23 protein-coding genes are annotated in these 26280 nt (G+C 67.8%); 12 read left to right on the forward strand and 11 right to left on the reverse strand.

The window, feature by feature from the left end; genetic code table 11:
* Positions 1-279 (forward strand): Lrp/AsnC family transcriptional regulator, encoded by a 279-nt coding sequence (locus ABLE92_RS07390; RefSeq protein ID WP_348804118.1) that lies wholly within the window; start codon positions 1-3, stop codon positions 277-279.
* Between the two features lie 44 nt (positions 280-323).
* Here the strand turns inward: ABLE92_RS07390 and trpD are convergent, their stop codons facing one another.
* Both trpD and ABLE92_RS07400 read right to left on the reverse strand, forming a co-directional pair.
* Positions 324-1388: an anthranilate phosphoribosyltransferase gene (gene trpD, locus ABLE92_RS07395; protein WP_348804119.1), complete on the reverse strand. Its 1065-nt coding sequence runs from the start codon at positions 1386-1388 to the stop codon at positions 324-326.
* Positions 1389-1556: 168 nt separating this feature from the next.
* Entirely contained in the window at positions 1557-2063 is a 507-nt protein-coding gene (locus ABLE92_RS07400) for a hypothetical protein (RefSeq protein WP_348804120.1), read from the reverse strand.
* A 147-nt stretch (positions 2064-2210) separates the two neighbouring features.
* Here ABLE92_RS07400 and ctaE point away from each other — a divergent pair, with 147 nt between their 5' ends.
* From ctaE to ABLE92_RS07425, 5 genes are all read left to right on the forward strand, one after another.
* The gene (gene ctaE / locus ABLE92_RS07405) at positions 2211-2828 is read left to right on the forward strand and encodes an aa3-type cytochrome oxidase subunit III (protein ID WP_348804121.1); all 618 of its coding nucleotides are present in this window, start codon (positions 2211-2213) and stop codon (positions 2826-2828) included.
* A gap of 93 nt (positions 2829-2921) precedes the next feature.
* Complete coding sequence (gene qcrC, locus ABLE92_RS07410) at positions 2922-3851, forward strand: cytochrome bc1 complex diheme cytochrome c subunit (RefSeq protein WP_348804122.1); 930 nt, start codon at positions 2922-2924, stop codon at positions 3849-3851.
* Positions 3848-5023, forward strand: coding sequence for a cytochrome bc1 complex Rieske iron-sulfur subunit (gene qcrA, locus ABLE92_RS07415; protein WP_348804123.1), 1176 nt, complete (start codon positions 3848-3850; stop codon positions 5021-5023). Before qcrC ends, qcrA begins: the two co-directional genes overlap by 4 nt.
* Complete coding sequence (gene qcrB, locus ABLE92_RS07420; RefSeq protein ID WP_348804124.1) at positions 5020-6642, forward strand: cytochrome bc1 complex cytochrome b subunit; 1623 nt, start codon at positions 5020-5022, stop codon at positions 6640-6642. Before qcrA ends, qcrB begins: the two co-directional genes overlap by 4 nt.
* A 175-nt stretch (positions 6643-6817) precedes the next feature.
* Positions 6818-8332: a bifunctional phosphatase PAP2/diacylglycerol kinase family protein gene (locus tag ABLE92_RS07425; protein WP_348804125.1), complete on the forward strand. Its 1515-nt coding sequence runs from the start codon at positions 6818-6820 to the stop codon at positions 8330-8332.
* A gap of 226 nt (positions 8333-8558) precedes the next feature.
* Here the strand turns inward: ABLE92_RS07425 and ABLE92_RS07430 are convergent, their stop codons facing one another.
* Positions 8559-8975 carry a cytochrome c oxidase subunit 4 gene (locus ABLE92_RS07430; protein ID WP_348804126.1) on the reverse strand — a complete coding sequence of 139 codons (417 nt, stop codon included), beginning with the start codon at positions 8973-8975 and terminating at the stop codon, positions 8559-8561.
* A gap of 6 nt (positions 8976-8981) precedes the next feature.
* Positions 8982-10037, reverse strand: a complete 1056-nt coding sequence (gene ctaC, locus ABLE92_RS07435) for an aa3-type cytochrome oxidase subunit II (RefSeq protein WP_348804261.1) — start codon at positions 10035-10037, stop codon at positions 8982-8984.
* 426 nt (positions 10038-10463) lie between these two features.
* Between ctaC and asnB the strand changes: the two genes are divergently transcribed.
* On the forward strand, positions 10464-12389 hold the full coding sequence (gene asnB, locus ABLE92_RS07440) for an asparagine synthase (glutamine-hydrolyzing) (protein WP_348804127.1): 1926 nt from the start codon (positions 10464-10466) through the stop codon (positions 12387-12389).
* A 387-nt stretch (positions 12390-12776) separates the two neighbouring features.
* Here the strand turns inward: asnB and ABLE92_RS07445 are convergent, their stop codons facing one another.
* The 3 genes from ABLE92_RS07445 to ABLE92_RS07455 all read right to left on the reverse strand — a co-directional run bounded on the left by ABLE92_RS07445 (position 12777) and on the right by ABLE92_RS07455 (position 15531).
* Positions 12777-13748 carry a carbohydrate kinase family protein gene (locus ABLE92_RS07445; protein WP_348804128.1) on the reverse strand — a complete coding sequence of 324 codons (972 nt, stop codon included), beginning with the start codon at positions 13746-13748 and terminating at the stop codon, positions 12777-12779.
* Positions 13749-13885: 137 nt separating this feature from the next.
* On the reverse strand, positions 13886-14245 hold the full coding sequence (locus ABLE92_RS07450) for a HesB/IscA family protein (protein ID WP_348804129.1): 360 nt from the start codon (positions 14243-14245) through the stop codon (positions 13886-13888).
* A 224-nt stretch (positions 14246-14469) separates the two neighbouring features.
* A complete protein-coding gene (locus ABLE92_RS07455; RefSeq protein ID WP_348804130.1) occupies positions 14470-15531 on the reverse strand; it encodes a glycerate kinase family protein in 1062 nt (353 codons plus the stop codon).
* A 101-nt stretch (positions 15532-15632) separates the two neighbouring features.
* Here ABLE92_RS07455 and ABLE92_RS07460 point away from each other — a divergent pair, with 101 nt between their 5' ends.
* Genes ABLE92_RS07460 through ABLE92_RS07470 form a run of 3 tightly spaced genes read left to right on the forward strand, consistent with a single transcriptional unit; the run spans position 15633 to position 18964 of the window.
* Entirely contained in the window at positions 15633-16316 is a 684-nt protein-coding gene (locus tag ABLE92_RS07460) for a DUF3043 domain-containing protein (protein WP_348804131.1), read from the forward strand.
* A gap of 9 nt (positions 16317-16325) precedes the next feature.
* The gene (gene cobT / locus ABLE92_RS07465; RefSeq protein WP_348804132.1) at positions 16326-18134 is read left to right on the forward strand and encodes a nicotinate-nucleotide--dimethylbenzimidazole phosphoribosyltransferase; all 1809 of its coding nucleotides are present in this window, start codon (positions 16326-16328) and stop codon (positions 18132-18134) included.
* 11 nt (positions 18135-18145) lie between these two features.
* Positions 18146-18964 (forward strand): adenosylcobinamide-GDP ribazoletransferase, encoded by an 819-nt coding sequence (locus tag ABLE92_RS07470; protein WP_348804133.1) that lies wholly within the window; start codon positions 18146-18148, stop codon positions 18962-18964.
* Between the two features lie 30 nt (positions 18965-18994).
* Here ABLE92_RS07470 and ABLE92_RS07475 read toward each other — a convergent pair whose 3' ends face one another.
* From ABLE92_RS07475 to ABLE92_RS07490, 4 genes are all read right to left on the reverse strand, one after another.
* Positions 18995-19555: a mycothiol transferase gene (locus ABLE92_RS07475; RefSeq protein ID WP_348804134.1), complete on the reverse strand. Its 561-nt coding sequence runs from the start codon at positions 19553-19555 to the stop codon at positions 18995-18997.
* Positions 19556-19685: 130 nt separating this feature from the next.
* Positions 19686-20792 (reverse strand): branched-chain amino acid aminotransferase, encoded by a 1107-nt coding sequence (locus ABLE92_RS07480; RefSeq protein WP_348804135.1) that lies wholly within the window; start codon positions 20790-20792, stop codon positions 19686-19688.
* A 65-nt stretch (positions 20793-20857) separates the two neighbouring features.
* Entirely contained in the window at positions 20858-21967 is a 1110-nt protein-coding gene (gene gcvT / locus ABLE92_RS07485) for a glycine cleavage system aminomethyltransferase GcvT (protein WP_348804136.1), read from the reverse strand.
* 60 nt (positions 21968-22027) lie between these two features.
* A complete protein-coding gene (locus ABLE92_RS07490) occupies positions 22028-22600 on the reverse strand; it encodes a CHAP domain-containing protein (RefSeq protein ID WP_425476132.1) in 573 nt (190 codons plus the stop codon).
* 158 nt (positions 22601-22758) lie between these two features.
* Between ABLE92_RS07490 and ABLE92_RS07495 the strand changes: the two genes are divergently transcribed.
* Together ABLE92_RS07495 and sucB are read left to right on the forward strand one after the other, a co-directional pair.
* A complete protein-coding gene (locus tag ABLE92_RS07495) occupies positions 22759-24285 on the forward strand; it encodes a leucyl aminopeptidase (RefSeq protein WP_348804138.1) in 1527 nt (508 codons plus the stop codon).
* A 221-nt stretch (positions 24286-24506) separates the two neighbouring features.
* Complete coding sequence (gene sucB / locus ABLE92_RS07500) at positions 24507-26273, forward strand: 2-oxoglutarate dehydrogenase, E2 component, dihydrolipoamide succinyltransferase (RefSeq protein ID WP_348804139.1); 1767 nt, start codon at positions 24507-24509, stop codon at positions 26271-26273.
* Positions 26274-26280: the final 7 nt, after the last annotated feature.

A 26280-nucleotide genomic window follows, 5' to 3' on the forward strand; every position in this document is an offset into this window, starting at 1 on the left:
ATGATCACCGCCATCGTCCTGATCCACGCCGATGTCCATCAGATCCCGGAGACGGCGCAGGCCGTCGCGGACATCGCCGGAGTCGCCGAAGTGTACTCGTGCGCGGGCGATGTGGATCTGATCGCCAAGATCAAGGTGCGCGACCACGCCGAGATCGCCGACGTGGTGACGGGACGGATCAATCGGCTGCCGGGGGTCACCCACACCGCCACCCACATCGCGTTCCGCAGTTACTCCAGTTCCGAGGTCGAGGGCGGGTTCTCCATCGGCGAGGAGTGAACGTCTCCGGGTGCGCGTGAGCCCACCGACCCCGGCTCGCCCTACTACTTCTCCGCGAGTTCGCCGGACAGCGTGGCCCAGCGATCCAGCAGCGCGGCCGCCGCACCCGAATCGATCGTCTGGGCCGCCCGCGCGATCGCCTGCGCCATCGCGGCCCGCAGCCCGGCATCGTCGAAGGGTTCGGTCATCTCCGCCGACACGATCGCGCCCGCCGCGTTCAGCAGGACGGCGTCGCGGACCGGTCCGTGCTCACCGGCGAACAATTCGCGGGCGATGCCGGCGTTGACGGTGGCGTCGCCGCCCTGCAGTGCCGACAGTTCGACGAGGTCGATTCCCCACTCCCGCGGATCGAGGGTCAGTTGGATCACGCGTCCGCCGACGACCTGCCACACCGTGGACGTGGTGGTCGTGGTCAGTTCGTCGAGCCCGTCGTCGCCACGCACCACGAGCACCGTCGCATCGCGTTCGGCGAACGCCTGCGCGAGGACACCGGCGAGATCGGCGAACGCGCATCCGATGAGTCCGCGGCTCGGCCGGGCCGGGTTGGTGAGCGGCCCGAGCACATTGAAGACAGTGGGGATGCCGATCTCGCGCCGCGGCGGACCGGTGAATCGGAAGGCCGGATGGAACACCGGCGCAAAACAGAACCCGATGCCGATCTCGTCGACACACCGGGCCACCTGATCCGCTCCGAGTCCGATGGTCACCCCGAGCGCCTCGAGGACGTCGGCACCACCACTCTTCGACGACGCCGCGCGGTTGCCGTGTTTGACCACCGCGACCCCGGCTGCGGCGATGACGATGGCGGTCATCGTCGAGATGTTCACGGTGTGGGAGCGATCGCCGCCCGTGCCGACCACGTCGATGGCCGGTCGCGTCACGTGCACGGGCACGGCGTGCTCGAGCATCGCCGCGGCCAGCCCCCGCAACTCCGCGGGCGCGGCGCCTTTCATCTTGACGCCCACACCGAACGCCGCGATCTGTGCTCCGGTCGCGCCGTCGGTCATGATCTCGTTCATCGCCCATGCCGCCTCGTCGGCGCTCAGATCGATGCCGTCGGTGACCCGGCCGAGAATCTGCGGCCACGTGTGGGTTTGCGCGCTTTTCACGTCAAGCACTCTATGGCATGTGCTCGGACGCCCTCAGCCGGTCGCGGCGGGTGAGCGCATCTCGCTCGGCAACCCGAATGCGTCTCCGGCGACGGACCGGTGATCCCCATCGGACCACACCCACCGACCGACCTACCCCGTCGACCGAATCACCTACTGCCGAATTGCCTACTGCCGTTGCAGCACCTGCCAACCGACCACCGTGCCGCCGTGTCGCGCACCGAGACTCGCCATTCGGGATCGCTCCTGGGACAGGTGCAGCGCGTCGAGCAACTGCGCACGCGCGAGGACCACGATCTCCGACCCGGACCGCATGACGACGGAGGCGGTGACCGTCGCCAGATCGGCTGCGTCCGGCCGGGTTCGGGCGTAGCCGTCCTGTGCGGCCAGCGCCACGGCCTGCGTCACGCGGTCATGGGGCAGCACGACGAGGTGTCGCACCACCGCCTGTTCCTCCGGCCGCCACGCCGAGGCCTCGAGCACCGCCGAGCTCGACGCGGCGTCGTCGACCGAGACGGCCACCACCACCAGATCGGCGTCGTCGATCCGCAGGCCCGGCGCCGGGCCGCGGCGGCCGAATCGTGTTGCCATGCGCTGCAATCGGGTCGGCTCGATCGGACGCCCGTTGACGTCTCGCGGGCCGCTCGCGGCGTCGTCGTCGAATGAGGGGGTCATCCCTCGAGCAAACCACGTCCCGGGCACCCCCAAGGACACGCCGACGGGTCGGTGACGACATGCCCCGACCAGCGAGAAGAGAAAAAGTTCCGACCAATCTCGGACCCAAGTGGTCACCGCGTACTACGAACCGTCATACTTCACTCTGTGACTAGCGCTGTAGGTACCTCGGGAACGGCCATCACCGCGCGCGTGCACTCACTCAACCGCCCCAACATGGTGAGTGTCGGCACGATCGTGTGGCTGTCCAGTGAGCTGATGTTCTTCGCTGGCCTCTTCGCGATGTATTTCGTCGCGCGAGCCAATGCCAATCCGGAGCAGGGCTGGCCGCCGGAACCGACCGAGTTGAACCTCGCGCTCGCGATCCCGGTGACCACCGTCCTGATCCTGTCGTCGGTGACCTGCCAGATGGGCGTGTTCGCCGCCGAGCGTGGCGACGTCTTCGGCCTGCGGCGCTGGTATGTCCTCACCTTCCTGATGGGCGCCTTCTTCGTCTGCGGCCAGGGCTACGAGTACTACCACCTGGTGCACGAGGGAACGACGCTCTCCTCGAGCGCGTACGGCTCCGTCTTCTATATGGCGACCGGCTTCCACGGACTCCACGTGATCGGCGGTCTGGTGGCCTTTATCTTCCTGCTGATCCGCACCAAGTTGTCGAAGTTCACCCCCGCGCAGGCAACCGCGGCGATCGTCGTGTCGTATTACTGGCACTTCGTCGACATCGTGTGGATCGCCCTGTTCGTCACGATCTACTTCATCCGATGATCCGCCGAGTCGACGGTCGTCGAGAAGACTCCGATCTTCACGCGGGATGACCCCCGCACAGCCCAGAGTCCGTCCGCTAGTAGAGAGACCAAGATGAGTTCATCTCCACCGCGATCGTCGGATAGCGACGCAGCAGACGCCGTCGACACGGTCGCGTCGTCGACTCCGTCGCCGACCGCGGCACGCAAGGCGAAATCGCGACGCAAGCTGCGTCGGCGTGCCAGCGGCACGCTCCTGCTGCTCGCCGGCCTGTTCATGGCCGGCATGATCGCGTCGCTGCTGACACCGAAGCCGCAGGTTGCCACCGCCGACGTCGACAACGCCGCGCTGATCACGGCCGGCAAGCAGCTGTACGAGACCTCGTGTGTGACCTGCCACGGCGCGAACCTGCAGGGCGTGCCCGACCGCGGTCCGTCGCTGCTCGGTGTCGGTGACGCCGCCGTGTACTTCCAGGTGTCCTCCGGTCGTATGCCCGCCGCTCGCGGTGAGGCCCAGGCGCTGCGCAAGCCGCCGAAGTTCACCACCGCGCAGATCGACCAGCTCGGCGCATTCGTGCAGTCGCAGGGCGGTGGCCCGACCGTGATGTACGAGCACAACCCGGACGGTTCGATCAAGACCGAGAACGGCGTGCGCGTCATCGCACAGGAATCGCTGCGTGGTGACAACCTCGGCCAGGGTGGCGAATTGTTCCGTCTCAACTGCGCCTCCTGCCACAACTTCACCGGTCGTGGTGGTGCGTTGTCCGGCGGTAAGTTCGCTCCCCCGCTCGACGGCGTGAAGGAACAGCAGATCTACACGGCCATGCTGACCGGCCCGCAGAACATGCCGAAGTTCTCCAACCGCCAACTCTCGACGGAGGAGAAGGAGAACATCATCGGCTTCATCAAGTACGTCACCGAGTCCAAGCCGCAGGGTGGCTTCGGCATCGGCGGATTCGGCCCGGTCAGCGAGGGCATGGTGATGTGGTTTGTCGGTGTCGTGGCAATTGTCGCCGCCGCGATGTGGATGGGATCTCGAGCATGAGCGCCAGCGGCAAGGACGTCCCCACCAAGGACGAACTCGATCAGATGAGCAATGACGATCTCGTCAAGCTCGGCACCAACCTCGACGGGGTGGAGATCATCCACCGCGGCGAGCGCTATCCCGAGCCGGGCACCGGCGTCGAGAAGCGCGCCGAGCGGCAGGTCGCCATCTGGCTGACCATCGCCGGGATCTCGGCCGTGGCCTGCTTCGTGATCTTCTGCTTCAACCACTGGCAGTTCGTCATGCCCAACGAGCCGAATTACTGGTGGTACACCCTCAACACGCCGTTGCTGGGCATCACCTTCGGCCTGTCGATCCTCGCGATCGGCGTCGCCCTGGTGCTGATCACCAAGAAGTTCCTGCCGTCGGAGATCTCGGTGCAGGACCGTCACGACGGTCCGGGTTCCAGTGACGTCGACAAGGCGACCATCGTCGCCGAGCTCAAGGACACCGGGACCACCTCCACCCTGGGTCGTCGCAAGATGATCATCGGCAGCGGCATCTTCGCCTTCGGTGCTCTGGCACTCACCGGCACCGTCGCCGCGCTCGGCGGGTTCATCAAGAATCCGTGGGCCAAGCGTGACGACGCACCGCTGTGGAACTCCGGCTGGTCGCCGATCTACAACTCCAAGACCGACCCGAACGAGACGGTGTTCCTGCGCCGCGACGTCGGTGATCCGCTGCGGGTCGCCCTGGTGCGTCCCGAGGATCTGGACTCGGGCGCGATGGAGACCGTCTTCCCGTGGCGCGTGTCCGACGGTCTCGGTGAGACCGAAGAGTCCCGCCACAAGCTGATCTGGGGTCTGCGTTACGTCAGCAACCCGGTCATGTTGATCCGTCTGCGTCCCGCCGACGCCGTCAGCGTGATCAAGCGCAAGGGGCAGGAGAGCTTCAACTACGGCGATTACTTCGCCTATACGAAGGTCTGCAGCCACCTCGGATGCCCGACGTCGCTCTACGAGCAGCGCACCAACCGCATCCTCTGCCCCTGCCACCAGTCGCAGTTCAATGCCCTCGACTCCGCCAAGCCGGTCTTCGGACCCGCGGCCCGGGCGCTGGCGCAGCTGCCGATCACGGTGAATGATCAGGGCTATATGGTCGCCAACGCCGCCATCAACCGCGGCAACTACATCGAACCCGTCGGACCGGCATTCTGGGAGCGTGACTCATGACCATCGCCGACCGCATGGCAACGCAGGCCGAAGAGGTCGACTCGCGGTATCACCTCGCCGCGGGCATGCGTCGCCAGATCAACAAGGTCTTCCCGACGCACTGGTCGTTCCTGCTCGGTGAGGTCGCGCTCTACAGCTTCATCATCCTGCTGCTGTCGGGTGTGTACCTGACCCTGTTCTTCGACCCGTCGATGAGTGAGGTCATCTACCAGGGCGACTACGAACCCCTCAAGGGCGTGATGATGACGCGCGCCTACGAGACGACGCTGAACATCTCGTTCGAGGTGCGTGGCGGCCTGTTCGTCCGGCAGATCCATCACTGGGCGGCCCTGCTGTTCGCCGCGTCGATCATCATCCACATGGCGCGCATCTTCTTCACCGGTGCGTTCCGTCGGCCCCGTGAGGCCAACTGGATCATCGGCTGCCTGCTGCTGATCCTGGCGATGTTCGAGGGATTCTTCGGCTACTCACTGCCCGACGACCTGCTCTCCGGCACCGGCGTCCGCGCCGCCATGAGTGGCATCGTGCTCGGTCTTCCGTTGGTGGGCACCTGGATTCACTGGGCGTTGTTCGGTGGTCAGTTCCCCGGCGAGATCATCATCCCGCGCCTGTACGTGCTGCACATCCTGCTGTTCCCGGGCATCATCCTGGCGCTGATCGGTGCTCACCTGGCGCTGGTCTGGTACCAGAAGCACACTCAGTTCCCCGGCCCCGGCCGCACCGAGAAGAACGTCGTCGGCGTGCGCATCATGCCGGTGTTCGCCGCCAAGGGTGGCGCGATGTTCGCGATGGTCACCGGCATCCTGGCGATCATGGCCGGTATCTTCCAGATCAATCCGGTGTGGGTTCTCGGCCCGTACAACCCGGCGCAGGTCTCGGCAGGTTCACAGCCCGACATCTACATGATGTGGACCGACGGTCTGGTACGTCTGATACCCGCGTGGGAACTCTATCTGGGCCACTACACAATTCCGTCGGTGTTCTGGACGGTCGTGGTCATCACGCTCATGTTCGTCGGGATGTTCGCCTACCCGTGGATCGAGAAGCGCCTGACCGGCGACGATGCGCACCACAATCTGTTGCAGCGTCCGCGTGACACCCCGGTCCGCACCGGTATCGGAGCGATGGCGTTCTCCTTCTACATCCTGCTCACGCTGATGTGTATGAACGACATCATCGCGTTGAAGTTCCATGTCTCCGTCAACGCGGTCACCTGGTTCGGGCGTATCGGCATGATCGTCATTCCGCCACTCGCCTACTTCATCGCCTACCGGTGGGCACTGGCGTTGCAACGCAGCGACCGTGCGGTGCTGGCCCACGGCATCGAGACCGGCATCATCAAGCGCCTGCCGCAGGGCGAGTACATCGAACTGCATCAGCCGCTCGGCCCGGTCGACAGCCATGGTCACCCGATCCCGTTGCCGTACGAGGGCGCCGCGGTCCCGAAGCGGATGAACAAGCTCGGTTCCGCCGGTGCACCGGGCACGGGTTCGATCCTGACGGCCGATCCGCCGGAGCAGCAGAGCCGCAACATCGCCCACGAGCACGAGCAGGAAATCGCCGAGACCAAGGCCCTGCGCGAACTCCAGGCCAAGGGCGGCAATCCGCTCGAGGACTAGTCCAGGGCGAGAATCGCGCCCGCACAATCGAATACCGAGGTCCCCGCTGGGACGCCCACCTGCTACAGGTACATCCGGGCGTCTGAGCGGGGACCTTCTCGTCGGCGTTCGCCACGCCCCTCCCCTCCCCCACCCACTACCTCCACGACGGCACACCTGCCGATACGGTGAACCCATGCCCCGCATTCCACTCGGTCGCCGGCAGAGCCGCGCGGTGAGCCGCCAGATCCGCAAGGTCACCCGCGGCATGGGTTCACTCGACTCCGCGATCTACGACTCGATCGCCGGATCGCCGAGTCCGCTGCTCGATGCGACGATGCCACCGCTGACCCACGCCGCCGACCACAGCAAGCTCTGGTTCGCGATCGCGGTGGCCATGGGTCTCAGCGGCCGACCGAACCTGCAACGCGGCGCGGTCCGCGGAGTGGGTTCGCTGGCGGTGACCAGCGTGTTGACCAACCAGTTCGCCAAACGTGTTCGGCGACGCCCACGTCCCTCGTCGTCGCTGGTTCCGGTCCCACGACGAGGACGGTCGATACCCCGGTCGAATTCGCTGCCCTCGGGACACTCGGCGAGTGCCGCGGCCTTCGCCACCGGGGTCGCCATCGAGAGCCCCGTTGCGGGTCTGGCCCTGTCTGCGTTGGCCGGGCTCGTCGGACTGTCGCGGGTGGCCACCGGCGCGCACTACCCCGGTGATGTCGCGATCGGACTCGGCATCGGCGCGGCGGTGGCGACCGCCGGAGCGCAGGTCGCCCCACCGATCGTGCGCCGGCGCATCTCGATTCCGGCGCCGACCACCGTCGACGGACCTTCGATCGGCGACGGCACCGGCGTCACCGTGCTGGTGAACCCATCTTCCGGGCAGGGTTCCGGCGAACAGATCTGCCGCCGCATCCTCGACGAACTCCCGAGGGCCACCATCGTCGATCTCTCCACGGTCGACGATTACGCCGCGGCCGCCCATCGCGCGGCGGAGTCCGCGCAGGTCCTGGCTGTCGTGGGTGGCGACGGTACCGTCGCCACCGCCGCGTCCGCGGCGCTGACAGCCGACATCCCGCTTGCGGTGTTCGCCGCGGGAACCTTCAACCACTTCGCCCGCGACATCGGCACTCCCACCGCCGACGACACCCTCGCCGCGATGCGCGACGGGCGCATCTGCCGCGTGGACGCCGCCCGCCTCAACGACGACCGGGTCATTCTCAACACCGCGTCGATCGGGGCCTATCCGCATTTCGTCCGCACCCGCCAGCGCGTCGAGAGCCGCACCGGCAAGGCGATGGGCTCGGTCATCGCCGCCGTGCACGTGCTCCGGCATTCCCGCCCACAACGTATCCGCGTCAACAACGAGGACCTCGACGTCACCCTCTTCCTGCTGGGCAGCTCGATGTACGGGTCGTCGGGATTCGCACCGGCCCGCCGTGAACGCCTCGACGACGGTCTCCTCGATGTCCGGTTCCTCGTCGCCGGGCCCCGCTTCGCCTTCCTGCGCGTCGTCTACGGTCTACTGACCGGACGTCTGCAGCGATCACAGGCCTACCGGGAGATGCAGGTTCCCGAGTTCACCTTCACCGCCGATGAGCCCGTGGTGATCGCGCACGACGGCGAAATCGGCGAGTCGTACGACGAGGCCACGATCACCGTCTTCTACCGCGCACTGCAGATCTACGGATCGAGCATCACCCCGCGCTGACAGTGCCCACCCCCGACACTGACAGCGCTCTGTCCGACGTTGACAGCGCTCTGTCCGACGTTGACAGCGCTCTCGAATGCGTTGACAGCGCCGTCTTGGAAGTCAGGTGAGAGCGCCGTTGATGTGGAACGCGCTCAACGTTCATGGCGGGTGCACCAGACAACACAACAGCCGCATCCCCACGCGGGGAATGCGGCTGTATGTAGCAGCTTTCAGTGCTTCTCGGTCAGTGCTTTTCCGGGCCGACGTGGTACTCGAACACCAGGCCACAGGCGCTGCCGATGATGCAGGCGGCCGCGAAAATGGCCAGCCAGATGTTGCCGGTGGCGAAGGCGATCGCAAACATCGCGGCCGAACCGGCGATGAGGATCGGCCACCACGAGTGCGGACTGAAGAAACCGAGTTCGCCTGCGCCGTCCTCGATCTCGGCATCCTCGTAGTCTTCCGGACGGATCTCGACGCGACGGGCGACGAACCGGAAGTACGTGCCCGCGATCAGCGTCAAACCACCACTGAAGAACATGGCGACCACACCGACCCACTCGACGCCACGCGAGGTGAACACTGTGCACAGCGTGTAGATGATGGCGGCGAGGAAGAAGAACGCCGTGAGCAGCTCGAAGAGCCTCGCTTCAACCTTCATTGGACGTCACGCTCCTTGAGGGGTGCAGCCGGGGATACGGGTGTTGTTCGGGTCGCCGGTGGCGGTGGCGGTGCCATTACTCTTGCGACGGGTGTCGAACGGGACGGTCACCACGGACTCGGGCTGCTGGCAGATCGCCTGCAGCGCTTCACCGTTGGTGGCGTCCGGATTCGTGTCGCGGTAGCGCAGGTACCGCTCGAAATCGGCCGGCGAGACCGCGCGGACCTCGAAGTTCATCATCGAGTGGTAGGTGCCGCACATTTCCGCACAACGCCCGACGAAGGCGCCCTCACGTTCGATCTTCTCGATCTGGAAGACGTTGTCGGTGTGGTTCTGCTCGGGGAAGGGCATCACGTCGCGCTTGAACAGGAACTCGGGGACCCAGAACGAGTGCACGACGTCCGCGGCGGCCAGTTCGAACTGGATACGCTGATCGGTCGGCAGCACCAGCACCGGGATCGTGGTCGAGGTACCGAGCGTCTCGATCTTGTCGAACCGCAGGTAGTTACGGATGTCGTCGTCACGTCCGCCGGCCGGACCCGGAAGGGGCTCGCCGTGATGGGTGTTCTCCTGCAGCTGCAGATCAAACGGACTGCCCAGCGCACTGGGGAACTCGGTGCGTTGGCCACCCAACTCGGCTTCGCGGTAACCGAACTTCCAATTCCACTGGAAGGCGGTTACATCGACGACGACCTTCGGATCGTCGGTCTTCTTCTCGACCTGGTTCTGCACGATCACGGTGAAGTAGAACAGGACCGCGATGATGACGAAGGGAATGGCGGTGTAGGTCAGTTCCAGCGGCACGTTGTAGGCCGTCTGCCGCGGGAACTCGTCCTTACCGTCCTTGTGGCGATGGAAGGTGATGGTCCAGAAGATCAGGGCCCACACCAGGATGCCCATCAGCAACGCGGCGATGACCGACCACGTCCACAGCTTGCGCATCACCTCGGCCTCGGGGGTCACACCGACCGGCCAGCCAAACCGCACGATCTCCTCGCCGCTGCATCCCGTCATCAACAGCGCGCCGACGGCGAGGATCGCGACGATCCCGAGCCGCTTCACCGTCCGCGACGCGGACGAAACACGTCGGGCCGGGGGCCGTCCACCGTGTGCCAATTTCACGCCTTCCTGCTCGCTCGTCGCGACGAGACGCCGGACGAGTCGCATGCCACATGACCTGCCTGGACGCGCCACATCCGCCGACCCTCGGCCCGATCGGCCGAACGCCCACGGACACCACGGTTTCCACCGTGGCCGCGCCCATGTACTACGCAGCGTAGACCAACTCCCGGGAACTTTTTCGGTTGGGGTGGATCAGCGCGTCGAATTCCGCAACCCCGACCTCCGAAGGCCTGTTCGCGTGGGATTCTGCGCACCGGCCGGGCCATGCGATCCGGCCCCTCCGGCAGCGATACGGCATACTCGGACGCGGCCGGGACGCCGTGCGCCCGGAACCGTTCTATCGAGTGACAAAGGGTGACGTATCTGGTGTGTGGCTTGCTTGGTCTGCTGACCTCCGACGGTTCGGCGGCCACCGCCGTCGACCTCATCGCAACGGCCTCGCACTGCATGCGCCACCGCGGCCCCGACGAGCCGGGCACCTGGCACGACGACGATCTCGTCCTCGGGTTCAATCGACTGTCGATCATCGACATCGAGCACTCCCATCAACCGCTGCGGTGGGGGCCGCCGGAGAATCCCGAGCGCTACGCCCTCGTGTTCAACGGGGAGATCTACAACTACCTCGAGATCCGCGCCGAACTGGCCGCCGACGAGCACGCCGTCTTCCACACCGAAGGTGACGGCGAGGCCATCGTCGCCGCATTCCATTACTGGGGACCCGACGCCGTCCGGCGCCTACGCGGCATGTTCGCGTTCGCGATCTGGGACACCGAGACCCGCACCCTGTTTCTCGCACGCGACCCGTTCGGCATCAAACCCATGTTCCTCGCGACCGGGCCCGGCGGCACCGCCTTCGGCAGCGAGAAGAAGAGCGTCCTCGAACTCCTCGACCGGCTCGCCCTCCCCCACGATCTCGACCCCCGCGCGCTCGAGCACTACACCGTGCTGCAATACGTTCCCGAACCGGAAACCCTGCACGCCGGCATCCGCCGGCTCGAGTCCGGCTGTCATGCGACCCTCCGGCCAGGGCAGCCACCCTCGGTCACCCGCTACTTCGCACCGCAGTTCACCTTGCGCCCGTTCACCGACGCCGACCGCCAGAAGCGCTACGACGAGATCGCCGACGTCCTCGCCGACTCGGTGGCCAAGCACATGCGCGCCGACGTCACCGTCGGCTCGTTCCTGTCCGGCGGCATCGACTCCACCGCCATCGCGGCCCTAGCGATCCGCCACAATCCCGACCTGATCACCTTCACCACCGGATTCGAGCGCGACGGCTACTCCGAGGTCGACGTCGCCGTCGAATCGGCCGAGGCGATCGGCGCACGCCACATCGTCAAGGTCGTCGACGAGAACGAATTCATCGCCGCCCTCCCCAAGATCGTCTGGTACCTCGACGATCCCGTCGCCGACCCCGCCCTGGTGCCCCTGTACTTTGTCGCCGCCGAGGCGCGCAAACACGTCAAGGTGGTGCTCTCCGGCGAAGGCGCCGACGAACTCTTCGGCGGCTACACCATCTACAAGGAACCACTGTCGCTGGCGACATTCGACAAACTCCCGGGCTCTCTGCGCCGACTCGCCGGACGGGTCTCCGACCGGATCCCCGAGGGCACCCGCGGCAAGAGTCTGCTGCACCGCGGTTCACTGACCCTCGAGGACCGCTACTACGGCAACGCCCGCAGCTTCGACGACGCGCGCCTGCGTGCCGTGCTCAAGGAGTACCGTCCCGAATGGACCCACACCGACGTCACGGCACCCATCTACGCCCGCAGCCAGGGGTGGGACCCCGTCGCCCGGATGCAGCACATCGACCTGTTCACCTGGCTGCGCGGCGACATCCTGGTCAAGGCCGACAAGATGACCATGGCCAACTCGCTCGAACTGCGCGTACCATTCCTCGACCCCGAGGTGTTCAAGATCGCCGAGGCACTGCCCTTCGACGAGAAGATCTCCCACGGCACCACCAAATACGCACTGCGCAAGGCGCTCGAACAGATCGTCCCGCCGCATGTGCTGCACCGCAAGAAACTCGGCTTCCCCGTGCCCATCCGCCACTGGCTGGCCGGTGGCCAGATGTACGACTGGGCCCGCGACACCATCACCACCTCACAGACCGAGCACCTGCTCAACAAGCCCGCCATCCTGGCGATGCTCGACGAGCACCGCGACGGCGTCGTCGACAACAGCCGACGCCTCTGGACCCTGCTGATGTTCATGGTGTGGCACGCGATCTTCGTCGAAAAGACCCTCGTCCCCGACATCACCGATCGGACGTACCCGGTGAGATTGTAATTTGGCGCCGGCTCCGCCGGCGCGTGCCCGGCGGGCCAAAGCACCACGTCTTCCTCCTCATCGCATCGTCGCTTCGCTCCTCGCTCTTCGTCGTGCAGACGTGGCGCGCCCGCCGGGCGTGGTCGTCCAGATGAGTGCCGGGTGGGCGCTGGCTAGTTCGGCACCCGCCGCGGGCGTGGTGAGCGGGTTTGCGAGGACTCACCACGACGAAAACCTTTGAGCGACACGCACAATCGGCCCACCTCGCGAGTCCGCGCCGGCAACGAGCCAGTCGCGTCGGGTCTGCACGACGAAGAGCGGGCGAAGCCGCCGCGTTGAGCTCCGTCGAAATGATGCGCTGAGGAGGAAGACCCGACGCCAAAGCCTGGCGTGTTGGCGGCGCGGACTCTAGAAAACAGCAGCGATTTCTTTGGCCGCCTCAGCCCCGTAGGCGCCTTCGATGCGCGCGATGGCCGCGTCGTGATCCCAGTTCCAGTCCTGCGTGGACACCGTCTCCAGGACGAGCACCGCGACCATCGAACCGAGTTGCGCGGCGCGTTCGAAGCCGAGTCCCTTGCTCACCGCGGTGAGGAAGCCCGCGCGGAAGCCGTCGCCGACGCCGGTCGGATCGACCTTGGCGGTCTCCGGGACCACGGGGACGTGAATGCGACTGCCGTCGCGCTCGATGATCTCGACGCCGCCGGCGCCGAGGGTGGTGATGCGGGTGCCGACCATCTCCGCGACCCGATCCTCGGTGAGTCCGGTCTTCTCGCGCAGCAGTCCCCACTCGTACTCGTTGGTGAACAGGTACGTCGCGCCGTCGATGAGGGTGCGGGCGGCCTCGCCGTCGAGACGCGCGAGCTGCTGCGACGGATCGGCGGCGAACGGGATGCCCAGGTCGCGGCATTCGGCGGTGTGGGCGACCATCGCCTCGGGGTCGTCGGCGCCGATCAGGACGAGGTCGGGTGTCGCGGTCTGCGCGATCACGTCGGCCAGCGCGATCTCGCGGGCCTCACTCATCGCCCCCGCATAGAAGAAGGCGAGCTGCGCCATGGCCTCATCGGTGGTGCAGGTGAATCGGGCCGTCTGATGCTGATCGGACACGCGCACGGCCTGGCAGTCGACGCCGCGCTTCTCGAGCCATTCGCGGTAGTCGGCGAAGTCGGCGCCGACCGCACCGATGAGGACCGGTGCGCCACCGAGTTCTCCCATCGCATAGCAGATGTTGCCCGCCACACCGCCGCGACGAACCACGAGATCCTCGGCGAGGAAGCTCAACGAGATGTGATCGAGGTGATCGCCGAGCAGTTGCTCGGAGAACTTGCCGGGAAACTTCATCAGATGGTCGGTCGCGATCGAGCCACACACAAAGATGCTCACGGGTCAGATCAGCCCTTCATTCGGTCCACGTTCAACGACCCTTCACGCTACCGACCGGACCGTCGACGCAAACGACCGCATCCCCACCCGATCCGGTCGGGTGGGGATGCGGTCGTGATCGCTCGTGTCGGCGGGACTCAGTTGAAGGAGTCGCCGCAGGCGCAGCTGCCGGTCGCGTTCGGGTTGTCGATGGTGAAACCCTGCTTCTCGATGGTGTCGACGAAGTCGATGGTCGCTCCCTGGACGTAGGGGGCGCTCATCCGGTCGACGGCGAGGGTGACGCCGGCGAAGTCGGCGGTGAGGTCACCGTCGAGGCTGCGGTCGTCGAAGAACAGTTGGTACCGCAGGCCGGCGCAACCGCCGGGCTGGACGGCGATCCGCAGCGACAGATCGTCGCGACCCTCCTGATCGAGCAGTGCCTTGGCCTTCGAGGCGGCGGCGTCGGTCAGGATGACCCCCGTGTCGGTCACGGCGCCGGATTCGTTCTGCACGGTCATCGATGCTCCTCAGTGCTTGTCAGTACCCGTCTGAAGTACTTGCTCTCATGTATTTCTCGAGGCCGGCCACCACGGTCGCCGGTTCCTTCGGGGCTGGTCCGTCCGAACACCCCCGCGCACGTACGCGGGACGCACGTTTACACGCTTACGCCATCAACGGTACCTTGTCGCCCGGTATTCCCGCCGGAGGCGAGTGGTTCACCGGCAACACCGCGGCCCTGAGCTCAATCCCATGCCTCGGCGATCGTGGTGACCATCGACTCGAGTTGATGATCGGCATCGTCCATCGCGAGCTGCACCGAACCGGCATGATCGACGATGGCGTACGCGGCCGCGATCCCGGCACCCGCGATCTCCTCGGCGCTCAGCGCCACCTGTCCCGCGACGACGACGGTCGGGACCCCCGCGGCCTGTGCCGAGGAGGTCAGCGCCGAGACGACCTTGCCCTTCAGCGTCTGCGAATCGAACTTCCCTTCCCCGGTGATCAGGAGATCGGCTCGCGCCATGTCCCCATCACGGTCGGTGGCCTCGGCGACCACCGACGCACCCGAGATCCGCCGACCGCCCAGCGCCAGGAGCGCGGCACCCAACCCACCGGCGGCGCCGGCACCCTCCTGCGCGCTGATGTCGCGACCCGCCATGGTCGCCAGCACCCGGTTCCACTGGGTCATGCGTTCCTCGAGTCGCGACAGGGCGTCGGCGTCGGCGCCCTTCTGCGGGCCGAACACCGCGACCGCACCGCTCGGACCGAGCAAGGGATTCTCCACGTCGGAGGCCGCGACGATGTCGACGTCGGCACATCGGGCCTTCGCCTGCGCCGGACCGCCGAGGGCGTCGATGAGTCCGCGTCCGCCGTCACTGCTCGCGCTGCCGCCGAGTCCGACGACGATCGAGGTGGCACCGGCGGTCAAGGCGGCATCGACGAGTTGTCCGACCCCGACGGTGTCGGCGGCCAATGCGGTGCGGGGGGTCGGCGCACCACCGAGTTGATGCAGGCCGCATGCCTGGGCGCATTCGATGTAGGCGACCGGCCGCTGCGGGTCACGATCATCGAGCAGCCACTGCGCGCTCACCGCCGCACCCAGCGGGCCGGGGACGGTCTCGGTGTGCACGGTTCCGAAGCGATCGGCGAGCACCGCGACGAAGCCGGGGCCACCGTCGGATTGGGGTGCGTGGACGAGGTCGTCGTCGGGGCGCGACGCCGACCATCCCCGGGCGATGGCGTCGGCCGCGGCCACCGCGGTGAGGGTGTTTCCGAAGGAGTCCGGTGCGATCAGGATGCGCATCGCGCCCCCCGCCCGCCGATGTGGAATGCCCATGCCGCCATGCGCGGCAAGTATAGGGAGGTCTGCGCATCGCGGCAGCGCGGATCACCTACGCTCGAAGTGTGAAGCTGCCATGGAAGAAGGACGATTCCGCGCCGGCGTCCGGTGCCGACGAGGCGTCGGATGTCGATGATGCGACGGGTTCGGTGGATCTCGCCAAGTCCGAGCGGGGCAGCGCGTACACACCGGGTAAGGGGCGGCCGACGCCCTCACGCAAGCAGGCGCAGGGACGTCGACGCGGACCGGTGGCGCCCCCGCCGACGACCCGCGCCGAGGCCCGCGCCCGCAAGAAAGAGCTCAAGAGCTCGATGAGCAAGGAAGAGAAGAAGGCGGTGGCCGCCGACCGTCGGGCGCAGCGTCTCGAGCAGCGCGAGAAGATGATGGCCGGCGACGAGCGGTATCTGATGCCGCGCGACAAGGGTGACGTGCGCCGCTACACCCGCAACATCGTCGATTCCCGGCGCAATTTCGCCGGGTTGTTCATGCCCTTCGCGATCGTGCTGATCGTCGTCATGTTCGTGCCGTCGATCGCGGTGTACTCGACCTTCCTGCTGGTCGCCTTCGTCGTGCTGATGGCGATCGACGGCGTGATCCTGGGCCGGCTGGTCAGCAAGCGGGTGCGCGAACGCTACCCCGACAGCACCGACGGCGGCCTCAAGCTCGGCTGGTATGCGTTCACCCGCGCGATGCAGCTGCGTCAGATGCGGGCACCCAAGCCGCAGGTGTCCGTCGGCGACGAGGTCTGACGGTCTCAGATGGCCACATCGGGGACACGCACCCTCGTCCTGGGCGGCGTGCGGTCGGGCAAGTCGACCTTTGGCGAGTCACTGCTCCGCGCAGCCGACCGGGTCAGCTACATCGCCACGGGTCCGACCCTGACCTCGGACGCCGAGTGGACGGCTCGGGTCGAACGGCACCGCGCCCGCCGCGACGCGCGCTACACCACCGTCGAGACCACCTCGCTCGCCGAGCACCTGCACGCGAATCCCGACGGCGCCACCCTCGTCGACGACCTCGGCAACTGGCTCGCCGCTCGGCTGGATGCGACGCAGGCCTGGTCGGCACCGGTTGCCCCGGACCGGGCGGCCGAGACCGCCTACCTGTGCGCCGGGATCGCCGCGCATCGTGGCGATCTGGTGCTCATCAGCTCCGAGGTCGGCATGTCCCCGGTGGCCCCGACGCCGGCCGGGCGCCTGTTCCAGGACGAGTTGGGTGCTCTCAACGAGGCGGTGGCCCGGGTCTGCGACCGCGTGGTGCTGGTGGTCGCGGGCCGCGTCGTCGAGCTCGCCGTTCCGCCGACGGTGTCCGCTCCCGCCCCGGTGCCGGCGACAGCCACCCCACCGACAGCGCCCGAATCGTCGTTGACAGCGCCCGAAACGTCGTTGACAGCGCCCGAAACCCCGTTGACAGCGCCCGCGATTCCACTGACAGCGCTCGATCCGACCGACGCCGAGGTCTTCTCGGCGATCGCCCCGCCCGATGAGGATGTCGCCGAGGCGGCCCGGGCCCGTCAGCGGGACCTCACCAAACCGGTCGGATCGCTGGGCCGCATGGAGGAACTCGGGGTGTGGATCTCGGCGTGCCAGGGGGTGTGCCCGCCACGGGCGATCGAGGCACCGTCGGTGGTCGTGTTCGCCGGCGACCACGGCGTCGCCCGGTCCGGTGGGGTGTCGGCCTACCCGCCGGAGGTCACCGCGCAGATGGTCGCCAACATCGCCGGCGGGGGCGCCGCCGTCAACGTCCTCGCCCGCCGATGCGGTGCCCACGTGCGCGTGGTCGACATGGCGGTGGACGCCGACACCGCACCCGAGGTCTCGACCTACAAGGTGCGCCGTTCGAGCAACGATCTCCGTATCACCGATGCCCTGACGGTCACCGAGGCGCGGACCGCGATCGCCGCCGGACGCGCCATCGCCGACGACCTCGTCGACTCCGGCACGGATCTGCTCATCGCCGGCGACATGGGTATCGGCAACACGACGCCGTCGGCGGTCATCATCGGCACGCTGACCCGGCACGAGCCGGTCGAGGTGGTCGGCCGCGGCACCGGCATCGACGATGAGGGCTGGATGCGCAAGACGGCCGCGATCCGCGACGGGATGCGCCGCGGGCGCAGGCACCGCAGCGATCCCCTGGCTCTGGTCGCGGCGGTCGGCGGTGCCGACATCGCCGCGATGGCCGGCTTCCTCGCGCAGGCCGCCAAACGGCGCACCCCGGTGATCCTCGACGGCGTGGTGGTCACCGCCGCGGCGCTGATCGCGATCGAGATGGCGCCGGGCGCCACCCGGTGGTGGCTGGCCGGACACCGGTCGGCCGAACCGGCGCATTCGATCGCGTTGGAGTACCTCGACCTCGAACCGCTGATGGAGTTGTCGATGCGACTCGGCGAGGGTACCGGCGCGTTGACCGCACTGCCCACGGTGATCTCGGCGGTCGACGTCATGCGCTCCATGTCGACGTTCGGCGAGGCCGGGGTATCCGGCGCCGACGCCGCGGGTCCGGATACCGACGCCGGCGACGCCAGCCCGGATTCGACTGCGCCGCAGCCGATACCGACCAGCTGAGCGACTCGCCGATGCTCACCGTGCGCGGCGTCGTCGTCGCCTTCTCGTGGCTGACCGTGCTGCCGGTGCCGCATCGTTGGACACCCTCCGATCCGGACCGCGCGACCGGGCGGGCGGTGATGGCCGCAGTACCCGTGGTCGGCATGGCCCTCGGCGCGCTCGTCAGCGCACTCGCGTGGGGTCTGTCGCACACCGACGCACCACCCGCACTCATCGGAATCCTCGTGGTGGCCGCACTGGCCCTGCTGACCCGAGGGATGCACGTCGACGGTCTGGCCGACACCGCCGACGGCCTCGGCTGCTACGGACCGCCGGAGCGGGTCGCCGAGGTCATGCGCTCGGGTTCGGTGGGACCGTTCGGGGTGGTGACGCTCATCGTGGTGATCGCCGCCGAGATCGTCGGATTCGCCACACTCACCGCCGAAGGCCGTTGGTGGGAGCTGGCTTTCGCGATCACCCTGGGGCGGGTCGCCGCGGTGATCGCCACCCGCCGGTCGTTGCCGCCGGCCCATGAGAACGGTTTCGGATCGATGGTGGCGGGCACTCAGCGAGTGTCAGTCGCTCTCTGGTCGATCATCGCCGTCGGGGCAGGCGTGATACTCGGCGGGTGCACGACCGAGGCGTCGGGATTCTCGATGTCGGGATTCTCCCTGTCTGGATTTTCGATGACGGGAGCCACCCAACTCGGCGTCATCACGCTCGTCGCACTCGCCGTGACCTGGGTGTTCTCCGCCCACTGTGCGCGGCGGATGGGTGGCATCACCGGCGACGTGCTCGGTGCGGTCATCGAGATCGGCACCGCGGTCACGCTCGTCGGCATACTCCTCTGACCGCACCCCGCCCCTCGGCCGTCGGCGACCTCAGGCGTCGGCGCGGGCGTTCAGTTCGTACGAGTTCGCACCGTCGAGCGCCTCACGGATGATGTCGGCATGCCCGGCATGCCGCGCGACCTCGGTCATCAGATGGTCGAAAACCCAACGGGCATTCCATGAGTCGAGATCGTCGGGGAACCACGGCGCCTCGGGTACCGGAACCCGCGTGTCCAGGTCGATCCCCGCGACCCGCGCGGGCACCGAGTCGAGAACCCGGTCGTAGATCGTCAGGACCTCGTCCAGGGTCAGTTCGGGAAGTTCGGCGCCGCCGAAGAACCCGTCACCCAATCCCATCCGCTCGGACACCGAGACGATCACGTCCCGGGTCCGTGGTTGCGGTGCGATCTCGACGGCGTTGATCCATTGTTCGACGCCCTGGGCGATGTGGGTGAGCAACCCGAGGATCGACAGCGCGCTGGGCACCGGTGTCCGTCGCGACTGCTCGTCGGTGAGCCCGTGAGCGCTGGTCCGCAGTTGACCCATCTGCTGAACCAGGAACCGGGCGATGGCGTCGTGCTCGTCGGTGACGGGCGGGGCGAGAAAACCCATGATGTTCTCCTCTGATCGGGGCGATGCTGCCACCAGCATCGCGCGCATTGCGGACAATGTGCGTCCGCAATGCGCGCGAGGGAGAAATCCGGGGTGAAACGTCCGGCTCAGTGCCGGTGGGGCCCTGCGCTCAGCGCCGGTAGAGCTCCGTCATCCAGCCGTGGGTGTCGGCGAACTTTCCACGCTGGATGCCGGTGAGGGTGTCGCGCAGTGCGAGGGTCACCTCACCCGGTTGACCGTCGCCGATGGCGTAATCGTCGGTCTCGCTCTTGACGTGGCCGACGGGGGTGATCACGGCGGCGGTGCCGCAGGCGAACACCTCGGTGATGTCTCCGGAGGCCACGCCCTTGCGCAGTTCCTCGGTTGAGATCTTGCGTTCCTCGACGGCGAATCCGGCATCGATCGCCAGGGTCAGCAGCGATTCCCGGGTGATACCGGGCAGCAGCGATCCGGTGAGCTCCGGGGTGACCAGGCGCGCATCGGCACCGGAACCGAACACGAAGAACAGGTTCATGCCGCCCATCTCCTCGATGAAGCGGCGCTCGATGGCGTCGAGCCACACGACCTGATCGCATCCCTTGGCGGTGGCCTGCTGCTGGGCGAGGAAGCTCGCGGCGTAGTTTCCGCCGCACTTGGCGAAGCCGGTGCCGCCGGGCACCGCGCGGACGTACTCGGTGGACAGCCACACGCTGACGGGCCGGATGCCGCCGGAGAAGTAGGCGCCGGCCGGTGAGGCGATGACGCAGTACCGGTATTCCGACGACGGCGCGTTGACGCCGAGTCCGGCCTGCGAGGCGAACATGAACGGGCGGAGGTAGAGCGCCTCTTCGCCGCCGGCGGCGGGCACCCACTCGTTGTCGGCGTCGAGAAGTGCGCGCAGTGAGCCGAGGAAGTCCTCGACCGACAGCGGCGGCATCGCCAGCCGTTCTCCCGACCGCTGCAGACGCAGGCCGTTGGCCTCCGGCCGGAACGCGGCGATCGAGCCGTCGGGCTGCCGGTAGGCCTTGAGGCCCTCGAAGACCTCCTGCCCGTAATGCAGCACCATCGCCGACGGGTCGAGCGCGATCGGACCGTAGGGCGTCACCTTCGCGTTGTGCCACCCGCGGTCCACGTCGTAATCCACCATCACCATGTTGTCGGTGAAGTACTTGCCGAAACCGGGCGCGGCGAGAATGTCCGCGCGCTGCGACTCCGACACCGGATGGGGATGCTCGGTACGGGTGAACTGCAAGGTCATTGGCCAATGGTACCGCCGCCGGGCAACGTGTTTCTCCCCCGCCCGTCGCGTGCGGTGAGCGGACGCTACACGTGCGACGGCACGAACGGCGGGATGAGCACCTCGACGGGGAGCTCTCGCCCGCGCACGTCGACGACGATCTGCGCACCCTTGCCGACACCGGACGCGGTGTCGATCAGCGCGAGCGCGATGCCCTGTTTCAGGGTCGGGGAGAAGGTGCCGGACGTGCATTCTCCGATCACCTCGCCGCCGGGTCCGCCGAGCACCGCACATCCGGCCCGGGGCACGCCGCGACCGGTGGCGCGCAGACCGTAGAGCCGGCGTTTCGGTCCGGCTTCCTTCTCCGCCAATAGTGCTGCGCGACCGAAGAATTCGGGTTTGTCCCAGCCCACCGCCCAACTACACCGCGCCTGGATCGGGGTGATGTCCACGGACAGTTCGTGACCGTGCAGCGCATACCCCATCTCGGTGCGCAACGTGTCGCGGGCGCCGAGGCCGGCGGGCAGGCCACCGGCCGCGCTGACCTGACTCAGCAGGGCGTCGAACACCGCGCCGGCGTCGTCCCACCGCGGCAGGATCTCGTAGCCGCGTTCGCCGGTGTACCCGGTCCGGCACACCCGCACCGGGTAGGTGGCGTCGCCGGCGGACAGGCCGGCATCGGCGAAGGCCATGTACTCCATGTCGGTGGGCAGACCGACGGCGGCGAGCACCTCGGGACTCTTCGGTCCCTGCACCGCGAACACCGCGAAGTCGCGGTGCTGGTCGGTCACCGTCACCCCATCGGGGGCGACGGCCGTCAGCGCCGCCACCACCGACGCGGTGTTGGCGGCATTCGGCACCAGGAAAACCTCGTCGGGCCCGACGAGATAGGCGATCAGATCGTCGACGACGCCACCGGAATCGTTGCAGCACAACGTATATTGAGCCTTGCCCACGCCGATCTTGCCGAGGTCGTTGGTGAGCGTGGCGTTGACGAAGTCGGCGGCTCCGGGCCCGGCCACGAGCGCCTTGCCGAGGTGACTGACATCGAAGATGCCGACCGCCTCGCGCACCGCGGTGTGCTCGGCGACGGTGCCCGAATACGACACCGGCATGTCCCACCCACCGAACTCGGCGAAGGAGGCGCCGAGGGCCTGATGACGGTCTGCGATCGGTCCGGCCAGAAGCTCAGTCATGGCCTAGAACCTACCGCGTCCACCCGGACCCGCCGCAGCGTCCGTCAGCGCGGGAGTCCCTCATCCGGCGGCCGGCACACCGAAACCCTGCACTCCCTCGTCGTCGCCCAGATCGGCGGTGTGCAAGGTGATGCCGTCCGGCGGCTGATTGCCACCGACGGTGCTCACCCGATCGCCGTCGACCGCGACGACGATGTTGGTGTGCTGCCCCCACGGGCTCGGGTGGTCGTAGACGACGATGTCGCCGGGTTGCGGACGGTACTGCACGCCACGCCAGCGGCCGGAATCGCGCAGATAGTCCGTCAGCGTCGCCACACCCGGGATACGCCAGGAACCGGAGTTCGGATTGCGCAGCGGCACACCGGATTCGCGCATCACGGCACTGACGAAGTCGGCGCACCACGGTTCGTCGACGCCCTCGGAGAAGGTGGTCGCGGGCGCGTTCGCGTCGTATTCGCGGTGAACGGCCTCGATGATCGCGCGCCGCCGCGGGTCGAGCGCGGCGGTGTCGACGGCGGGGAAGGCGGGCCGGGCCGACGGCACCAGCCCCCCGACCGCCCGCGACAACGGATCGCCGTCACCGCCCACCGCCCGCACCCCGATCACCGCGGCCACGCAGGCGACGACGAGCAGCACGCCGATACCGAGGGCCCATCGCGTCCGCGACCGTGGCGAGTTCACCGCAGATCTCACCGTGCCGAGAATAGAAGGACGCGGTGACCCCGGCCGCAACCCTCCGACGCGCGAATGACGGGCCACCCGGGCGACGTCGCTGTGGCAATGTGGACCGGGTGAGCAAGAACGAGAACGTCGACCGCACGCGCGGCCCCCAGATCACCCTGACCACGTCGCTCGACAAGAAGGACGAGGCACTCGTCGTGGGCCTGTTGTCGGCCGCCGGCGATACCGACGACTCCCCCACATTGCTGCTGGCCGCCGACGTCCTCGACGACGCGCAGGCCGCCCAGATCAGCGCCGGGCTCGCGGCGCTCGGCGCGACCGGATCGCACGGCGAGGTCACCCGGATCGCCGCGCCGGAATCACTCGGGGTCTCCGTCGTCGTGGCCGTCGGCCTCGGCGACGAGGCGTCGGCCGACGATCCCGAGAAGGTGCGTCAGGCCGCCGGCGTGGTGGCCCGCGCCCTCGACGGTTTCGATCAGGTCGCCACCACCTTGGCCGCCGCCGACCTGCAGGCCGCGACCGAGGGCCTGTTCCTCGGCGCGTACCGCTTCGACGAGTTCCGCTCGGAGAAGTCGGCACCGAAGAAGCTGCCGCCCACCACCATCGACCTGCTCGTCGATTCCGCGTCCAAGACCGCGAAGGCCGATCTCGCGCACGCGCTCGCGGTGGCCGATTCGGTGGCGATCGCCCGCGACTTCGTCAACACCCCGCCGAGTCACCTGTATCCGGAGGAGTTCGCCGAACGCGCCCGCGCCCTCGGATCGAAGGCCGGCCTCAAGGTGGAGATCCTCGACTTCGACTCCCTGGAGAAGGGCGGCTACGGCGGCATCGTGGGTGTCGGCAAGGGCTCGTCGCGCCTGCCGCGCCTGGTCCGTCTCAGCCACACCGGCAAGAAGTCGGCCAAGAAGGTCGCCCTCGTCGGCAAGGGCATCACCTTCGACACCGGCGGCATCTCCATCAAACCGGCCGCCAACATGGATCAGATGACCTCCGACATGGGAGGTGCGGCCGCGGTGATCGCCGCGACCATCCTGGCCGCGCGCCTGGAGTTGCCGGTGTCGGTGACCGCGACGGTGCCGATGGCCGAGAACATGCCGTCGGGAACCGCGCAGCGCCCCGGAGACGTGCTCACCCAGTACGGCGGCATGACCGTGGAGGTCCTCAACACCGACGCCGAGGGCCGGCTGGTGCTGGCCGACGCGATGGTCCGCGCCGGCGAGGACGACCCCGATTATCTGATCGACACCGCCACCCTGACCGGGGCGCAGATGGTGGCCCTGGGCACCCGCACCCCCGGCGTGATGGGGACCGACGAGTTCCGCGATCGCGTGGCGACCCTGTCCCAGGAGGTCGGCGAGAACGCCTGGCCGATGCCGCTTCCGGCGGAACTGCGCGCCGATCTCAAGTCCCGTGTCGCCGACATCGCCAACGTCACCCCGGCCCGCTGGGGCGGCATGCTCGCGGCCGGACTCTTCCTCAAGGAGTTCGTGCCCGAGGGAGTGCAGTGGGCCCACATCGACATCGCCGGACCCGCTTTCAACACCGGCGGCCCCTGGGGATACACCCCCAAGGGTGGTACGGGCGTACCGGTTCGGACGATCGCACGGGTCCTCGAGGACATCGCCGAGAACGGCTGAGGCGGGGTCGCCGCGGGGCGCGGCGACAACAGGCCGGCCGTGGCGGCGGTCAACACACGGGCACCGAATGTTCGGACACGTCAGGACTGGCCGACCCTCGCCGGGTAGGGTTTAGCCGGAGGGCGGCCGACCACCCAGACGCCGCCCGGGACCGATGGCGCACACACCGTCGGCCCACCGGATCATCGGACCCACCGCGTCGAGTTCAGGAGTCAACAGCAATGGCCTTCTCCGTCCAAATGCCCGCCCTTGGTGAGAGTGTCACCGAGGGGACAGTCACCCGGTGGCTGAAGGAGGAAGGCGACACGGTCGAGGCCGACGAGCCCTTGCTGGAGGTCTCCACCGACAAGGTCGACACGGAGATCCCCGCCCCCGCATCGGGCGTGCTGACCAAGATCATCGCCCAGGAGGACGACGTCGTCGAGATCGGCGGCGAACTGGCGCTGATCGGTGAGGCCGGCGAGTCCGCGGGCGATTCCGACGACTCGGGCTCCGACGATTCGGGCTCCGAGGATTCGGCCGGGGGCGACGAGCCCACCGACGCCGGCGAACCCGAAGAAGCTGCCGAAGCACCGTCGACCGAGGCCGACGCCCCCGCCGAGAAGCCCGCCGCCACCGGCGGCAGCGGCGCCTCCGGAACCGATGTGGTGATGCCCGCCCTGGGCGAGTCGGTCACCGAGGGCACCGTGACCAACTGGCTCAAGGCCGTCGGCGACGAGGTCGCCGAAGACGAACCGCTGCTGGAGGTCTCGACCGACAAGGTCGACACCGAGATCCCGTCACCGGTGGCCGGCACGCTGCTGGAGATCTTCGCGCAGGAGGATGACGTCGTCGAGGTCGGCGGCAAGCTCGCGGTGATCGGCGATGCCTCCGCGGCCACCTCCGCTCCCGAGCCGGAACCCGAACCGGAACCCGAGCCCGAGCCGGAACCCGCGAAGGAAGAGGCCGCGCCGGCCCCGGCCAAGACGGAGGCCGAACCGGTCAAGGTCGAATCTGCTCCTCCCGCAGATGATTCCAATGATCTGCAGTCGACGCCGTATGTGACGCCGCTGGTGCGCAAGCTGGCCGCCGAGAACGACATCGACCTGTCGAGCCTCAAGGGCACTGGTGTCGGTGGTCGCATCCGCAAGCAGGATGTGCTCGCCGCGGCCGAGGCCAAGAAGGCGCCGGCCCCCGAACCCGAGGCGCCTGCCGCTCCGGCACCGGCAGCCGCTCCCGCCGCCGCCGCGCCGAAGGCGTCCCCGGAGGTCAACCCCGACCTCGCGGCGCTGCGCGGCACCACGCAGAAGATCAACCGGATTCGGCAGATCACCGCGAAGAAGACCCGCGAGTCGCTGCAGACGAGCGCGCAGCTCACCCAGGTCTTCGAGGTCGACATGACCAAGATCGTGACGCTGCGCAAGGCCGCGAAGGATTCGTTCAAGGCGTCCGAGGGGGTCAACCTCACCTTCCTGCCGTTCATCGCGAAGGCCGTCGTCGAGTCGCTCAAGCTGCATCCGAACGTCAACGCCTCCATCGACGAGGACAAGAAGGAGATCACCTACTACGACAAGGTGCATCTCGGTATCGCCGTGGACACCCCGCAGGGACTCCTGTCGCCGGTGATCCACAACGCCGACGATCTCTCGATCGCCGGGCTGGCCCGCGCCATCGCCGACATCGCCTCGCGTGCCCGCAGTAACGGTCTCAAGCCCGACGAGTTGGCCGGCGGCACGTTCACCATCACCAACATCGGCAGCCAGGGCGCCTTGTTCGACACCCCGATCCTGGTCCCGCCGCAGGCGGCGATGCTCGGCACCGGTGCGATCGTCAAGCGTCCGGTCGTCATCACCACCGACGGCTCGGAGTCGATCGCCGTGCGGTCGATGTCGTATCTGCCGCTGACCTACGATCACCGCCTCATCGACGGTGCCGACGCCGGTCGCTTCCTGACGACCATCAAGAAGCGACTCGAGGCCGGCGAGTTCGCCGCCGACCTCGGGCTCTAGGGCCACG

It is taken from the genome of Gordonia oleivorans (genome assembly GCF_040044975.1).
Taxonomy (GTDB): Bacteria; Actinomycetota; Actinomycetes; order Mycobacteriales; family Mycobacteriaceae; genus Gordonia; species Gordonia oleivorans.

What these genes read in the sequence shown, in the direction of transcription:
- cobT (WP_348804132.1), top strand. Translation starts at nt 16,326, where the DNA reads ATGGCCACATCGGGGACACGCACCCTCGTCCTGGGCGGCGTGCGGTCG.
- ABLE92_RS07425 (WP_348804125.1), top strand. Translation starts at nt 6,818, where the DNA reads ATGCCCCGCATTCCACTCGGTCGCCGGCAGAGCCGCGCGGTGAGCCGC.
- gcvT (WP_348804136.1), bottom strand. Translation starts at nt 21,967, where the DNA reads ATGACTGAGCTTCTGGCCGGACCGATCGCAGACCGTCATCAGGCCCTC.
- ABLE92_RS07475 (WP_348804134.1), bottom strand. Translation starts at nt 19,555, where the DNA reads ATGGGTTTTCTCGCCCCGCCCGTCACCGACGAGCACGACGCCATCGCC.
- ABLE92_RS07480 (WP_348804135.1), bottom strand. Translation starts at nt 20,792, where the DNA reads ATGACCTTGCAGTTCACCCGTACCGAGCATCCCCATCCGGTGTCGGAG.
- qcrA (WP_348804123.1), top strand. Translation starts at nt 3,848, where the DNA reads ATGAGCGCCAGCGGCAAGGACGTCCCCACCAAGGACGAACTCGATCAG.
- ABLE92_RS07470 (WP_348804133.1), top strand. Translation starts at nt 18,146, where the DNA reads ATGCTCACCGTGCGCGGCGTCGTCGTCGCCTTCTCGTGGCTGACCGTG.
- sucB (WP_348804139.1), top strand. Translation starts at nt 24,507, where the DNA reads ATGGCCTTCTCCGTCCAAATGCCCGCCCTTGGTGAGAGTGTCACCGAG.
- ABLE92_RS07430 (WP_348804126.1), bottom strand. Translation starts at nt 8,975, where the DNA reads ATGAAGGTTGAAGCGAGGCTCTTCGAGCTGCTCACGGCGTTCTTCTTC.
- ABLE92_RS07450 (WP_348804129.1), bottom strand. Translation starts at nt 14,245, where the DNA reads ATGACCGTGCAGAACGAATCCGGCGCCGTGACCGACACGGGGGTCATC.
- ABLE92_RS07455 (WP_348804130.1), bottom strand. Translation starts at nt 15,531, where the DNA reads ATGCGCATCCTGATCGCACCGGACTCCTTCGGAAACACCCTCACCGCG.
- ABLE92_RS07400 (WP_348804120.1), bottom strand. Translation starts at nt 2,063, where the DNA reads ATGACCCCCTCATTCGACGACGACGCCGCGAGCGGCCCGCGAGACGTC.
- qcrB (WP_348804124.1), top strand. Translation starts at nt 5,020, where the DNA reads ATGACCATCGCCGACCGCATGGCAACGCAGGCCGAAGAGGTCGACTCG.
- ABLE92_RS07390 (WP_348804118.1), top strand. Translation starts at nt 1, where the DNA reads ATGATCACCGCCATCGTCCTGATCCACGCCGATGTCCATCAGATCCCG.
- qcrC (WP_348804122.1), top strand. Translation starts at nt 2,922, where the DNA reads ATGAGTTCATCTCCACCGCGATCGTCGGATAGCGACGCAGCAGACGCC.